Annotated in this window: 11 protein-coding genes; 3 read left to right on the forward strand and 8 right to left on the reverse strand. The window is 38.7% G+C overall.

The features are described from left to right. Nucleotides 1–11: 11 nt before the first annotated feature. Both parE and DES38_RS05770 read right to left on the reverse strand, forming a co-directional pair. A complete protein-coding gene (gene parE, locus DES38_RS05765; protein WP_425450532.1) occupies nt 12–1,967 on the reverse strand; it encodes a DNA topoisomerase IV subunit B in 1,956 nt (651 codons plus the stop codon). Nucleotides 1,968–2,080: 113 nt separating this feature from the next. Further along, nucleotides 2,081–2,488, reverse strand: coding sequence for a CoA-binding protein (locus DES38_RS05770; RefSeq protein ID WP_110251146.1), 408 nt, complete (start codon nt 2,486–2,488; stop codon nt 2,081–2,083). A 204-nt stretch (nt 2,489–2,692) separates the two neighbouring features. On the opposite strand from DES38_RS05770, the gene plsY reads away from it, so the two are divergent. The 3 genes from plsY (at nt 2,693) to yidD (ending at nt 4,623) form a co-directional block, all read left to right on the forward strand. Next, a complete protein-coding gene (gene plsY, locus DES38_RS05775) occupies nt 2,693–3,280 on the forward strand; it encodes a glycerol-3-phosphate 1-O-acyltransferase PlsY (protein ID WP_110251147.1) in 588 nt (195 codons plus the stop codon). 177 nt (nt 3,281–3,457) lie between these two features. Next, nucleotides 3,458–4,390 (forward strand): GTP cyclohydrolase FolE2, encoded by a 933-nt coding sequence (gene folE2 / locus DES38_RS05780; RefSeq protein ID WP_110251148.1) that lies wholly within the window; start codon nt 3,458–3,460, stop codon nt 4,388–4,390. Further along, nucleotides 4,387–4,623: a membrane protein insertion efficiency factor YidD gene (gene yidD / locus DES38_RS05785; protein WP_110251149.1), complete on the forward strand. Its 237-nt coding sequence runs from the start codon at nt 4,387–4,389 to the stop codon at nt 4,621–4,623. The genes folE2 and yidD overlap by 4 nt, the downstream gene beginning before the upstream one ends. Nucleotides 4,624–4,678: 55 nt before the next feature. On the opposite strand, the gene DES38_RS05790 is transcribed toward yidD, so the two are convergent. The 6 genes from DES38_RS05790 to DES38_RS05815 all read right to left on the reverse strand — a co-directional run. After that, nucleotides 4,679–4,978 carry a hypothetical protein gene (locus DES38_RS05790; RefSeq protein ID WP_110251165.1) on the reverse strand — a complete coding sequence of 100 codons (300 nt, stop codon included), beginning with the start codon at nt 4,976–4,978 and terminating at the stop codon, nt 4,679–4,681. A gap of 4 nt (nt 4,979–4,982) precedes the next feature. Further along, nucleotides 4,983–5,402, reverse strand: a complete 420-nt coding sequence (locus DES38_RS05795) for an acyl-CoA thioesterase (RefSeq protein WP_110251150.1) — start codon at nt 5,400–5,402, stop codon at nt 4,983–4,985. Nucleotides 5,403–5,405: 3 nt separating this feature from the next. Continuing rightward, a complete protein-coding gene (locus tag DES38_RS05800; RefSeq protein WP_110251151.1) occupies nt 5,406–7,703 on the reverse strand; it encodes an AAA family ATPase in 2,298 nt (765 codons plus the stop codon). A 122-nt stretch (nt 7,704–7,825) separates the two neighbouring features. After that, complete coding sequence (acnA, locus tag DES38_RS05805) at nt 7,826–10,519, reverse strand: aconitate hydratase AcnA (RefSeq protein ID WP_110251152.1); 2,694 nt, start codon at nt 10,517–10,519, stop codon at nt 7,826–7,828. A gap of 246 nt (nt 10,520–10,765) precedes the next feature. After that, nucleotides 10,766–10,996 carry a YneF family protein gene (locus tag DES38_RS05810; RefSeq protein ID WP_110251153.1) on the reverse strand — a complete coding sequence of 77 codons (231 nt, stop codon included), beginning with the start codon at nt 10,994–10,996 and terminating at the stop codon, nt 10,766–10,768. Between the two features lie 206 nt (nt 10,997–11,202). Further along, nucleotides 11,203–11,436: transketolase-like TK C-terminal-containing protein (locus DES38_RS05815; protein ID WP_425450533.1), on the reverse strand; the 234-nt coding region annotated here is incomplete at its 5' end.

The raw sequence follows: 11,436 nt of genomic DNA on the forward strand, positions 1-11,436 counted from the left end.
AGTTCCTCCTCTTACGAGTCCGTATGGATATTTTCATTTTCAATAATGTTTGTTTCCTCATCTAAACCGAATTGAACATGTGTTTCTATCCATTTTCGTCGGGGGGCAACTTTATCACCCATCAATGTCGTCACCCGGCGTTCAGCACGCGCCAAATCATCAATGGTCACGCGAATCAAAGTTCTTGATTCAGGATTCATCGTCGTATCCCAAAGTTGATCCGCATTCATTTCACCTAAACCTTTATAGCGTTGTAAAATATAACCCGACTTCACTTTTTTCAATATTTCACGCATCTCTTCGTCACTCCATGCGTAGTAAAGCTCTGACTTTTTTCCTTTTCCTTTTGATACTTTATATAAAGGGGGTAAGGCAATAAAGACTTTACCAGCTTCGATAAGGGGACGCATGTATCGGTAAAAGAATGTGAGCAGTAATACTTGGATATGTGCCCCGTCTGTATCAGCATCGGTCATGATGATAACTTTATCGTATTGGATATCTTCAATGTTAAAATCGCCACCCACACCTGCACCAATTGTATGAATAATGGTCGAAATTTCTTCATTTTTAATAACATCTTCTAATTTAGTTTTTTCCGTATTAACAACTTTACCTCTTAACGGTAACACGGCTTGAAATTTGCGATCTCGTCCCTGTTTTGCTGATCCCCCAGCAGAATCACCTTCGACTAAATATAACTCATTTCGTTTAGGGTTTTTAGACTGCGCAGGTGTTAACTTACCACTTAACAGGGCATCTTTACGCTTTTTCTTTTTACCAGATCGTGCATCTTCACGTGCTTTTCGAGCTGCTTCACGTGCTTCTTTTGCGCGAATGGATTTCTTTAATAACAGTTGCGACAATTCAGCGTTCTCTTCTAAAAAGTAGGCGAGATGCTCACTGATAACATTATCCACACTTGATCGTGCTTCAGATGTGCCAAGTTTCCCTTTGGTTTGGCCTTCAAACTGAAGTTTTTCTTCAGGAATACGAACACTAATTACCGAAGTGAAACCTTCACGAATATCATTACCTTCTAAGTTTTTATCTTTCTCTTTTAACATATTATTTTTACGTGCATATTCATTGAATACTCTTGTTACAGCTGCACGAGCGCCGGATTCGTGTGTACCCCCATCTTTAGTACGTACGTTATTTACAAAACTTAACATACTCTCAGCATAACCGTCATTAAATTGAAATGAAAAATCAACTTCAATCTCTGCATGCTCTCCTTCGATAGCTACAACAGGATGAAGGACATCTTTGTCTTCGTTCAAATACTCAACAAATGATTTTAAACCATCTGGGTATTCATAGACATCTGTCACATCATGACGTTGATCAATCAAGGTGATATTTAAACCTTTCAAGAGAAATGCCGATTCTCGAAGGCGCTCAGATAATATTTCATACTGAAAACTTGTCGTTGAGAAAATTGATGCATCAGGCTTAAAGTAAATTGTTGTTCCAGTTTTCTTTGTTTTACCGATTTGTTTTAACGTGGTCGCTGGTTTTCCGCCGTTCTCAAAGCGCTGTTCCATAATCTTGCCATCGCGATGAATCGTCACGACTAATTGTTCACTTAGTGCATTCACAACAGAAGAACCAACCCCGTGTAAACCCCCTGACGTTTTATAACCGCCTTGACCGAACTTTCCTCCGGCATGTAGAACAGTTAAAATCACTTCAGGTGTTGATTTACCAGATTGATGCATTCCAATTGGCATCCCACGTGCTTCATCACTAATGGTGATGCTGTTATCTTCATGGATCGTAACAACAATTTTGTTACCATAGCCCGCTAATGCTTCATCGACTGCATTATCGACGATTTCATAGACCAAATGATGTAACCCCCGTGCATCAGTCGAACCAATATACATCCCAGGTCGTTTTCTAACAGCTTCTAATCCTTCTAATACCTGTATCGAATCATCGTTATAATTGTTTTCAACTACCAAACTGATCTTTCCCCTTCCGTCAATCAATACAAAATTCTATAGAACTTACGTTTGTATCGCCGCGTATCTCTAGTATAGCATGAATTGTTGGATTTAATAAATCTATTTCCGGTTTAGCGCATGACCTCATAATAAGCAACTTTAATACACGTGTCCATTACAATTTCGATCTGATCTTGATAGCGCTTAAACACATCACCATCATACACACCCATTTGTGCCCAGACAACATCTGCATCTATTTCAATCGCTGCCTTTGTAATATCTTCAAGAAAATTAGAACGTCTAAATACATTGACTATATCTACGTGTTCAGAAATATCAGCTAAGGATGCGACTGCTTTTTCGCCAAGGGCTTCTTCAATTGTTGGATTTACCGGTATTATCTTATAGCCCGCATTTTGCATCACCTTCGTTACTTGATAAGACGTACGATTAGGTTTGTCTGACAAACCGACAACTGCAATGGTTTTCGCGTTTGTTAAAATACGTTTTAATGTTTCATGATTGGGTTGTTGCATGGAGATCGCCTCTTTTCAAAAGTTTATCGTCTATCTCCTAGTTTAAGCTTTTTAATAGAGGTTGGTCAAATCATTTTATAGTGGTCATCTGTTAAGCTGCTTTATTATACCAGTTAAGACCTGGTACCAATCTGTGCTTTTCATTGTCCGCAAATCGTGTTAAAATAAAGCGACTAAAATCGAAAAGAGAAACGAGGAACTTTTATGTGGCAATACGTTATTTTTATTCTTATCGCTTATTTATTAGGTTCAATTCCATCTGGGTTAATTGTTGGTAAAGCTTTTTACAATGTAGATATTCGAGAGCACGGGAGTGGCAATTTGGGCGGTACCAACACGTTTCGGGTCCTCGGAAAAAAAGCTGGAATGATTGTAACAATTAGTGATGTTTTAAAAGGAACCATTAGTGTACTTCTACCAATGCTGTTTGATCAAGTCACGGTCAATCCGCTAATAATTGGTGTGTTTGCGGTGATCGGTCATATCTTCCCGTTGTTCGCCAATTTTAAAGGTGGCAAGGCAGTTGCTACTTCAGGTGGATTAATTTTAGCTTTATCTCCGCTATTATTTTTTATCATTTTAGCAACATTTTTCCTTAGTCTTTATATAACAAAATATGTTTCACTTTCTTCTATGGTTACCGGTTTTATTGCGATGCTAACAACGTTTGTTTTAGATGATATTGGTCTGATGATTTTAACTGCGGTATTATTTATATTCATCGTTTATCGTCATATCCCTAATATTAAACGGATTAAAAATAAAACAGAACCTAAGATCACCTGGATATAGTCGACAGAAATAGTCACACCTTTCTATCAGCTTAGGAAGGTGTTTTTACTATGGATAGGCAGTTTTTATTGAAAATTCAGGCGCTAAATGGCATGATAAGTTAAAAAGATTGAAACAAACAATCATCATAACGTATACTCATTAGATAAAGCGTTGTTTTGAAAGGGGTTCATCGATTTGAATAACAAACAAAAGCAGATAAAAAGATTACCCAAAAAAGCAGAACGTCATCGCATCTTTGGTTCAACGTCACCAGGAAAACGAACAAAACCAACGGTAAAAGATGCAATGGTCGATCTTCAAAATAAACAGGACGATTATTTCTTTAAACTTGATCAAGTTGGAATTTCTAATGTGAAACATCCAGTCAAGATATATGGTGAAAAAGAGCCGCAACTCCAAACATCAATTGCTACGTTTGGGTTTTACTCGTCAATAGATAAAGGCAGTAAAGGGACCAACATGTCCCGATTTACTGAACAATTGGCTGAGGCTTACCGTCATGATCAACTTGATTTAAAACTTAAAACATTAAAAGCATTTACGAAAGCTTTAGCCAACCGACTAAAAACAGAGGATGCCACCTTAGAAGTAACAGTCCCTTATTTCTATCAACAACCAGCACCTGATTCACATTTATCTGGGTTAAATCACGTTGACTTAGTCACGAAAGTGACGTACAGGGCACCTGATACGTATACTGTAGAAGTAGGACTAACCGCAACGATCACAACATTGTGTCCCTGTTCTAAAGAAATCAGTGAATATAGTGCGCATAATCAACGTGGTATTGTGCAAGTTGAAGTAGAATTACACTCAGATTTTGATGAGTCAATCGAAGATTGGAAGCACTTTATACTTGAGGCAGCGGAATCAAATGCCAGTGCGCGTATCCATCCCATCCTTAAGCGACCAGATGAAAAAGTTGTCACTGAACATGCATATGAAAACCCTCGCTTTGTTGAGGATATGGTGCGTTTAGTTAGTGCTGACATCTATGAGTGGGAAGCTGCTGCTGCATTTAAAGTTAGTTGTCGAAACGAAGAGTCGATTCACCTTCACGATGCTTTTGCTAGTATCACATTTGATAAACGTGTGGATGAACGATGAAATCGGTTTTGTTAGGTATGATTCGTTTGTATAGAAAATATATCAGTCCAGCTACACCTCCAAGTTGCCGTTTCCAACCCACCTGTTCACAGTATGGATTAGAATCAATTGAAAAGTTTGGTGCACTTAAAGGCGGTTTCTTAGCAGTAAAACGTGTGCTAAAGTGCCATCCCTTTCATCCGGGTGGTTTTGATCCGGTACCCGATAAGAAAACTAAACATAATCACCATTAAGTTATCATTGAAAAACCTCGCGGTTATTGTTGTAGCGAACAATAACCGCGAGGTTTTATAAATTAAAGCGTTCAATTTGATCGAGATAACCTTCTTTTTTTAGAATCGGTTTCTGAATCGGTGGAAACAAATCAAAATGTGGGTGTAGTGGATCAGCATGAATGTATGTGGCAGGGAGTCCGTGTTTTTGCCCCCATGCTTTTAACTTTTCAATGTCTTTGCAACCTACCTTAGTAACTGAAGTTGCCTCTGGAAAGCGAGGGTCTTGCCAGAAATGTGTCATAAATGCGATTTCTCCATTTTCGACCGCTTGCTTCCATGCGATTAATTCATGGCGTTTTAACCCAAAAGCCATGAGCTTATTCAACCATCGCTTCTAAATAACGTTCATGCCAATCCGGGAACATACGCCGCACCGACACTGGTCTAAAATTATCTTTTTTAACAATCACATGATCGGTTGCACCAGTCACACAAATCTCTCCTGCTTGATTGGTCACTTCGTAGCAGTAGCGTGTGCGCAGGCCATCATAGCTCTCCACCCAAGTTGTCACATAACAGGGTTCACCGTATTTGGTCGGTCTTTTAAAATCAATCTCAACATGGGTAACAGGAGAAACGACCTGTCTTGCTTCCATTTTCGCATACGATAAACCAAGTTCACGAATAAAAGCCGTCCGTCCAATTTCAAACCAAATCAAATAGTTCGCATGATAGACAACCCCCATTTGATCTGTTTCTTGATACCTCACTTCAATTTCTTTCGTCACCTTTTTCACAACTTATGCTCCTTTCACTTGTTGCCAAGCTTGTTTAAAATCGTCCGTTATTAAATGATTATATGCGTCTTTATTTGTTTCAAGTTCTTTCTGTAAACGCATTGCTTGGAATTGAATCGCTTCTTCGACAAGATTAACGACAAATCGAGCGTTTCCACTAATGTCTTCTTCAGTAAATCGTTCTAGCAAGTAGCTTGTTACCGAATCATCAACATGATATTGGTAACGGGCAATGTGAAAACTGCTTATTGACAATAACTCTTCAGCCGTGTAATCTTTAAAATCAAAATATTTCTTAAAACGAGAACTTAGTCCGGGATTGCTGTCAATAAAGCGCTCCATTTCCTGTTTATAACCCGCTAAAATGACGACTAAATTTTCATTGTGTTTTGTCATTTCATCAACCAAGGTATCGATAGCCTCTTTACCAAAGTCATTTTCACCTCTAAATAAACTATAGGCTTCATCGATAAACAACACCCCTCCGAGTGCCTCTCTAATTTTATTTTTAGTTTTTATCGCGGTCTGCCCCACATAACCAGCCACTAAATCACTACGTGATGCAAGCACAAAGTGTCCGCGCTTTAACAGACCACATTCTTTTAATAACTTTGAATAAATTTTAGCAACTGTTGTTTTACCTGTACCTGGATGCCCGGAGAATACAGCATGTAATTGGATGGGCACGGTCGGATAGCCCTGTTCCTTGCGTGTTTGTTGTACTGAAACAAAAGAAGAAAGTTTTTTTACTTCCTCTTTAATATTGGCTAAGCCAATTAAACCATCAAGCTGTTCCATCGGAGCCGTTTCATCTTTCTCGTCTTCCATCACCGATAAATCTTTCGATTCAATATGCATGTGATCTATCCAATCATCTTCTTCATCAACAGAAATTGAAGCCCCCTTTTTAAAAATCGCCTTCATGACGAGGTCGCGGACGGTTCTAGCATTACCGAAGGTGTCATCGACTTTCGCACGTTCAATTAGTCCATAAAAACTATTCAATGCTGTTTCTGTGAAGAAGTAGTCGTTAGCAAGTGCAGTGATTTCTGCAATCTCGAGTAGTTCTTTTACTTTAAAGTCAGGAAGATGAATTAAATTTTGCTCAGGAAATCGACTTCTAAGTCCTGGATTTGACCAGAGAAATTGTCGCATTTCTTCAGGATACCCTGCTAAAATAACTGCAAATTTATTGGCATATTCGCCACTGGTCATTGCGGAAACAAGGGTATCAATTACAGCTTGACCATAATCATTACCACTTGAATCTTGTCGATGCAAACTATAAGCTTCGTCAATAAAGAGAACTCCTCCAACTGCTTCCCGAATATAGTTCATCGTGTTTTCTTCACTTTGACCCACAAACGAACCAACCAGATGCGAGCGATTTACTTCAACCACTTTATTATTTTCAAGTAAGCCGAGTTCATGGTATATTTCTGCAAGCAGTCGGGCAATTGTCGTTTTTCCAGTTCCCGGATTACCGGTAAGGATCATATGCAAACCAGGTTCATCAATCATTTGAAAACCAAGGGCTTTCCGATCTTGTTGATACTTTAAGTAATGATAATATTGCTTCATGTAGCTTTTGACTTGATGTAGCCCAACCATCTCTTCTAATTTTTGTAGGGGCGATTGCTGTTCAGATTGATTAAATAACGCTGGAAATGTCCGATCAAATTGTTGAATGATATCAGCTAATTTTTTGATCTTTTGGTTGATTTCCTGCGTTTGTATCCCCGTTTTTTTATTTTCAATCCTTTGAATACTCGACGTGAACATCTCTTCTAAATCTAATAATTGTTCTTTGATAGTTTGATAGATGTTTGATAACTCTTGATCGTTCTTGACTTGATAGATAGAAATATGCCGTGTTTCATCATGAAATAATTCGATTGCCGCACGCCACTCTGTTAATTTTTTTAACTTTGCTTGGTCAAAATCAGTCTCTCTTATTGACCATGTTTCGACATGTAAAACGAGCAAATATTGTAAAATTTGATAAAAGTCTTTAAATTGGTTTAAGGATTGGATCATTGGAAAGGCTTCATCGTAAGTTTTGGCAATGGTTAAGAGCTTACTTGAGAGCGGATCTGTGTCTTGATGTCTCAGAAGGCGATGATAGGCTAGCATTACGTGTAAAGCAGCAATTGCACGATCTGATAGTTGTTCAGGCTCCGCACGAATTTGATCAATCGCTCGTAAGCAATCAATCTCGCGATAAGGCGGTTGTTCATTTATTGATGTCCAGTCTAACAGCGTTTCCTCTTTTACTGTTGAAAAGATGAGATGATTAGTCATAGTCTCTACCCCTTTCTTTCTCTATTAAGTTTAGCATAAAAAAATCGGTTAAAACACTTATTCGCATATGAAAGAAGTCACCCAAATGATGAGTGACTTCCTTCTCGAACGATCCATAATATTTATGCTTCTTTTAATTTATTTCTAAGCACCATTTGCAGAATGCCACCGTGGCGATAGTAGTCAATTTCAACATCACTATCGAAACGCGCGACAGCTTTAAATTGTTTAACTGAGCCATCTTCTGCTGTTGCAGTAACATCAACCAGTTGATTTGGTTCAACTGACGGGTCAATGTTCACATCAATCGTCTCACGACCAGTAAGGCCAAGTGAATCGATGCTTTCACCTTCATCGAATTGTAACGGCAAGACACCCATCATAACAAGGTTGCTACGGTGAATACGCTCATAACTTTCAGCAATCACTGTCTTAATGCCAAGTAAATTCGTGCCCTTAGCTGCCCAGTCACGTGAACTTCCCATTCCATAGTCATTTCCTGCTAAAACAACAAGACCAGTATCCGTTTCTTGATACTTCATTGCGGCGTCATAAATTGGCATGACTTCTTCTGTTGGCCAGTAAGTTGTCAATCCACCTTCTGTGCCAGGTGCAAGTTTATTTTTAATACGGATATTACCAAAAGTACCACGCATCATCACTTGATGGTTACCTCGACGTGAGCCGTATGAATTAAAGTGTCGAGGCGTCACACCATTATCCTGTAAGTAAAGACCTGCAGGCATGTCTTTCGCGATTGCACCTGCTGGAGAGATATGGTCTGTCGTTACCGAATCACCAAATTTACCGATGACGCGTAAACCATTTAATGGTTTAACAACATCTGGCTCAACAGATAAGTTTTCAAAGAATGGTGGGTTCTGAATATATGTGGATTGATCATCCCATTCATACAGCGGCTCATCTGTTGTTTCAATTTGGTTCCATTTTTCATTTGAGTTAAAAATATTCGCATATTCTTTTTTGAAAATTTCTGGCGTAACTACTTTAAAGACTTCATTTCTGATTTCTTCAAGAGATGGCCATAAGTCATCAAAATAAACAGGTTCATTATTTTCATCATAGCCAAGCGGCTCTGTTCTAAGATCAACATCAACGGTACCTGCTAGTGCATAAGCAACAACAAGTGGTGGTGATGCTAAGTAATTTGCTTTAACAAGCGGGTGAATACGTCCTTCAAAATTACGGTTACCTGAAAGTACGGATGCAACAGTTAAATCATTATCAACAATTGCCTCTTCAACAGCCTTCTCAAGTGGACCCGAGTTACCAATACATGTGGTACAACCATAACCGACCAAATTAAAACCTAGCTCTTCGAGATACGGCATGAGGCCTGCATCTTCTAGGTAGCGTGTCACGACCTTAGAACCTGGTGCGAGTGACGTTTTCACATACGCTGGTACCGTTAACCCTTTCTTAACTGCATTTCGTGCCAGTAAGCCGGACCCTAGCATAACGTATGGATTTGAAGTGTTTGTACATGATGTGATCGCTGCAATTGCTAGTGCACCTGTTTTCATCACAGAAGTTTCGCCATTTTCATGTTCAACTGTGGCTGTTTTCTCAAATTCTTCTTCTGATAAACCAAACCCTTGATTACCAGCAGGCGCTGTAATTGAGTCATTGAACGATTTTTTCATGTCAGATAGTAAAATTAAATCTTGTGGACGTTTAGGTCCAGATAAACTTGGTTCTAAATCCGACAGATTCACTTCAACTAAATCTGTAAATTCAGGATCAGGCATCGATGAATCATACCATAAATCGTTGGCTTTACAGTATGCTTCAACAAGGTCGATTTGTTCTTCATCACGGCCTGTTAGACGCATATAGTTTAGAGATTCTTCATCAACGGGGAAGAATCCACATGTTGCCCCGTATTCAGGTGCCATATTAGATATGGTTGCACGGTCAGCTAAAGGCATTTCCTTTAAGCCAGGACCGAAGTATTCAACAAATTTACCAACAACTTTCTTCTCGCGTAATACTTGTGTGACCTTTAAAGCAAGATCGGTTGCAGTAATGCCGTTAGGCATAGATCCCGTAAACTTAACACCAATGACATCGGGTGCAGGGAAATAAGAAGGTTGACCTAACATGCCAGCTTCTGCTTCGATACCACCGACACCCCAACCAAGGACACCAAGACCGTTAATCATCGTTGTATGAGAATCTGTTCCGACTAATGTATCAGGGAAGGCATCAAATGTACCATCGTCATTTTTAAGTTTGTGGACTACACTTGCAATATATTCTAAGTTAACTTGGTGAACAATACCAGTTGCTGGTGGTACTGCACGATAGTTATCAAAGGCTTTTTGTGCCCAGTTTAAGAATTGATAACGTTCAATGTTACGCTCGAATTCAAGTTCCATATTGGCAAGTAATGCATGGTTTGTCCCAAACTCATCAACTTGTACCGAGTGGTCAATTACCAAATCAACAGGTACTTCAGGATTAATCTTATTAGCTTCGCCACCCATGTCGACCATTGCTTTACGTAATGAAGCTAAATCTACCACGGCTGGAACGCCAGTGAAATCTTGGAGAATAACACGTGAAGGTTTAAATGGTACATCTGTTTTTTCGACTTTCCCCCATTTCGCTAACCCTTCGATATGTTCATCATTAATCACCCGTCCGTCATATTGACGTAAGAGTGATTCAAGTAATACGCGAATTGAAAACGGTAAACGTTCAATTTTCCCTTTACCTGCTTCTTCTAGTGCTTTCAATTGAAAATAGTTAAATGTTTGACCATTCAGTTCAAATGTTTTTTTAGTATTTATCATGTAATTTTTACCTCCTATGTAAGTCATATCTCGCTAAAAAACTGTCGGATTTTAGCAGCGACAGTTCTCTCCCTACCCTATTTTAAAGGATAAACGTAAATATGTAAAATATTTTGACAATAATCACTTCTTAACTGGTCGCTTAACTAGGTACATTTATCGATGTACTTTTTAGAATTTGCGATAAAAAAGCTCTGTTGCGATTACAACAGAGCTTTGGCAATGTATTAAAAATCAATAAATTGATTATTTCCCTTGATTTTGGTTGTTCATTGCGCGCATCATTTGATTAATTTTCTTCTGCGATGGCTTTTGACCCATTTGCATCATCAGTGTACGTAACATTTGTTCATTAATAGGTGGGTTTTTCTTTAAATAATTCATCATATACTTTCTAGCAATGAAGAATCCAAGTGCCGCACCAGCTAAGATTGCGATGATTGCGATTAGAATCACCCAACCGATACCTAATGTCATATATGCCTGCCTCCTTCAATTCATTTCTTATATAGTATATTAAAGATTTGCTGATAATACAATAAAAAGCTAAAAATTCATTTGATTATTAGCCATCACTGGTAATCTAAACTTATTTTTATAACCACTCTTCATTAACTTTTCAACTAACTCAATTGGAAATTAAAAAACGAGCCTACCAATTGGCAGGCTCGTCTCTGTAAGAATTATTTGTCTAGAACAGCTTCAAACCGTTTAACAACATTTTCAACGGTAAAGCCATATTCGATCATAACTTGGTTACCCTCACCTGATGCACCGAAGCGATCAATCGCAAGAATATCACCTTCATCACCAGCGTAACGATCCCAGCCAAGTGAAGCACCCATTTCAATGGCAAGACGTTTCTTCACGTCTTTCGGTAAAACTGAATCTTTGTAGGCTTGATCTTGTTGCTCGAA

The organism is Streptohalobacillus salinus, from assembly GCF_003201605.1.
GTDB classification, from domain to species: domain Bacteria; phylum Bacillota; class Bacilli; order Bacillales; family Amphibacillaceae; genus Streptohalobacillus; species Streptohalobacillus salinus.

Excerpts from the sequence above, each read along its gene's own strand:
- DES38_RS05770 (WP_110251146.1), bottom strand. The coding sequence starts at position 2,488 with ATGCAACAACCCAATCATGAAACATTAAAACGTATTTTAACAAACGCG.
- plsY (WP_110251147.1), top strand. The coding sequence starts at position 2,693 with ATGTGGCAATACGTTATTTTTATTCTTATCGCTTATTTATTAGGTTCA.
- yidD (WP_110251149.1), top strand. The coding sequence starts at position 4,387 with ATGAAATCGGTTTTGTTAGGTATGATTCGTTTGTATAGAAAATATATC.
- DES38_RS05790 (WP_110251165.1), bottom strand. The coding sequence starts at position 4,978 with ATGGCTTTTGGGTTAAAACGCCATGAATTAATCGCATGGAAGCAAGCG.
- DES38_RS05800 (WP_110251151.1), bottom strand. The coding sequence starts at position 7,703 with ATGACTAATCATCTCATCTTTTCAACAGTAAAAGAGGAAACGCTGTTA.
- acnA (WP_110251152.1), bottom strand. The coding sequence starts at position 10,519 with ATGATAAATACTAAAAAAACATTTGAACTGAATGGTCAAACATTTAAC.
- DES38_RS05810 (WP_110251153.1), bottom strand. The coding sequence starts at position 10,996 with ATGACATTAGGTATCGGTTGGGTGATTCTAATCGCAATCATCGCAATC.